This window comes from Actinoallomurus acaciae, from assembly GCF_042429965.1.
Lineage (GTDB): Bacteria > Actinomycetota > Actinomycetes > Streptosporangiales > Streptosporangiaceae > Actinoallomurus > Actinoallomurus acaciae.
Window position 1 is genome coordinate 1 of the sequence record NZ_JBHLZP010001153.1, and the last position, 937, is coordinate 937.

2 protein-coding genes are annotated in these 937 nt (G+C 72.8%); both read right to left on the reverse strand.

The window, feature by feature from the left end:
- Positions 1 to 124: 124 nt before the first annotated feature.
- Positions 125 to 688 (reverse strand): dihydrofolate reductase family protein, encoded by a 564-nt coding sequence (locus ACFFNX_RS51250; RefSeq protein WP_378213785.1) that lies wholly within the window; start codon positions 686 to 688, stop codon positions 125 to 127.
- A 14-nt stretch (positions 689 to 702) separates the two neighbouring features.
- Positions 703 to 937 (reverse strand): alpha/beta fold hydrolase (locus tag ACFFNX_RS51255; protein ID WP_378213786.1); only part of this gene is annotated, 235 nt, incomplete at its 5' end.

Sequence of the window (937 nt, forward strand, 5' to 3'; positions counted from 1 at the left end):
GCGCCGCCGCGCCGCACGGCGGCCGTACACGCGATCGGCGTCGGCGGAAGGCTCCGCCCGGCGACCGGAGCCGCTGCCGAGGCGGCGGGCATGAGCGTCCGCGGACGACGGTCCGGCCGCCGGATCACCGCGCCCGCTGGAGGATCGTGATGAGCACGCCGTCGCCGACCGTGATCGACTCGGTCGGCTTCCAGGTCGACCTGTCCGAGGTCTCCCCGAACAGGCGCCGTCCGGTGCCGAGGAGGACCGGGAACGTCATGAGGTGAAGCTCGTCGACGAGGTCGTGCTCGATCAGTCCCCGCACGAGCCGGATGCTGCCGGCGACCGAGATGTCGCCGTCCACCTCGTCCTTGAGCCGGGTCACCTCCTCGGCCAGACCGCCGGAGAGCACGCGTGTGTTGTTCCACCCGGGGTCGGTGAGCGTGCTGGAGACGACGTACTTCGGCATCCCGTTGTACTTGTCGGCGAGCTCGCCCTCGTACTGTGGCCAGGCCGCGGCGAATCCCTCGTAGGTCCGGCGGCCGAGGAGCAGCGCGGCGGCGCCGAGCGCCTCCTCGACCTTGAACCGCTCGCCCTCCTCACCGCGGTCGAACTCAAAGCTCCAGTTCGCGTGCCTGAAGTCCTCCCCGCCGGGCGCCTGCGCGACCCCGTCGAGCGAGACGAACTCGGTGACGACGATCCTTCCCATGTCCGCGCCCTCCTTCAGCGGGTGAGCGCGAAGTCGCGCAGCGCGGCGGCGAGCACGCCGGCGGGGGCACTGTGCTGCTCGCCCTCGACGGCTCGCAGGGTCGCGGCCGGCAGCAGCCCGGCGAGCGCGCGGGCGCACGCGACGATGAACGGGTACGTGCCGGTGCCGTGCATCACGAGCGTGGGCGTGGTGACGGCGGCCCAGCGGTCACGGGGCAGCGGGGCGCCCGACATCGTGGCCCCCATGATC